This is a genomic window from Streptomyces sp. NH27 (genome assembly GCF_056859195.1).
Genome location: NZ_JACEGK010000936.1, coordinates 1 through 1391 on the forward strand (window position 1 = coordinate 1; position 1391 = coordinate 1391).

A 1391-nucleotide genomic window follows, 5' to 3' on the forward strand; every position below is an offset into this window, starting at 1 on the left:
GGGCGCAGTAGGTCAGAACGGGATGAATGGGACCCGAACGCGTCGATCCGCGAGGAGACAAGCGCATGGCTGTCGTGAAGAGCCCCCTGGCCGAGCAGGCCCGCAAGACCGTCGGTGAAGCCCTCCAGGGCGCCCTGGTGGATCTGATCGACCTCTCGCTGCTGGCCAAGCAGGTGCACTGGAACGTCATCGGCCCCCGGTTCCGCTCCGTCCACCTCCAGCTCGACGAGGTCGTGGAGACCGCCCGCCTCGCCTCCGACACCGTCGCCGAGCGTGCCTCTGCGATCAGCGTGACCCCCGACGGCCGCGCCGGCACCGTCGCCAAGACCAGCGGCATCGACACCGTCACCGACGGGTGGGTCAAGGACGGCGAGGTCGTCGAGATCATGGTCGCCGCCCTCGACGTCTGCATCACCCGGATGCGTGAACGCATCCAGACCACTGACAAGCCCGACCCGGTGACCCAGGACATCCTCATCGGCATCACCGCCGACCTGGAGAAGTTCCACTGGATGTTCCAGGCGGAGAACGTCTGAGGCGCCGTGCGCGACCCTCGGAAGACTCGGACGATACGGACCCGGGTGCGCGCACGGCGGCCGGCTCCGGCGCCGATACCGGCCGCGCCGGAGCGGGCCGCACGGGAGGCAGCGCCCGCGTCGGCCGTTGCGGCCACATCGGCCACTCCCGCGGCTCGGATCGGGGCCGGAACCAGGGACGGGAGCGGTATCCGTGTGGCGCTGGCGGTGGTCGGCGGCGTGCTGTGGTGGCTGGCGGTCCTGCGGTTCGGCCTGTGGCCTGATCCCTCGGGTGGCCCCGCCGGCGGGCTGCACTCCGTGATCGTCGCCGGTGGCTGGAGTCTCGGCCTGATCCCCATGCACGCGGTTCCCGCACGACGGCGGGAAGCGGCGCGGCGGCGCCGTTTGAAGGCGGGCACTCCCGTGGTGGCGGGCGCCGGCTTCCCCGGCGATCAGCTCCTGGCCGAGGGGGACGCCGGACCCGGGCCCGAACCTGGCACCGGTCCTCGCTGGCACCGCGGGCACCAGTAGGCCACCCGGTCCTGCTGCCGGGCGTCCGCGCCATGCCGGGCCGACCTGATCGGAGTGCCGCACCGCAGGCACGGCTGGTGCTCCCGGCCGTACACCCAGTGGGTGCGCCCGCGACGGGTATCGCCCGTCGTCACATGGCCGGGGCGCGCCTTGTTCGCCGCCAGCAGCCGTCTGGCCAGCCCCACCAGCCGCTCGGGCGCCGGCACTGCCCCGAACGGCGTCCACGGCGTCACCCCGCGCAGAAAGCACAACTCGGCGACGTAGACATTGCCGATCCCGGCCAGATTCCGCTGGTCCAGCAACGCCTCCCCGACCGGGCGGTCCGGGTCCGCGGCAAGCTGGGCC

At 72.7% G+C, this 1391-nt stretch carries 2 protein-coding genes; one reads left to right on the forward strand and one right to left on the reverse strand.

Features of this window, described 5'->3' with window-relative positions; all coding sequences use genetic code 11:
* The first annotated feature begins 65 nt into the window (after positions 1-65).
* Positions 66-536, forward strand: a complete 471-nt coding sequence (locus tag AC13HU_RS37225; protein WP_483046425.1) for a Dps family protein — start codon at positions 66-68, stop codon at positions 534-536.
* A gap of 431 nt (positions 537-967) precedes the next feature.
* On the opposite strand, the gene AC13HU_RS37230 is transcribed toward AC13HU_RS37225, so the two are convergent.
* A partial coding sequence (locus AC13HU_RS37230) for a zinc finger domain-containing protein (RefSeq protein WP_483046426.1) occupies positions 968-1391 on the reverse strand: 424 nt, incomplete at its 5' end.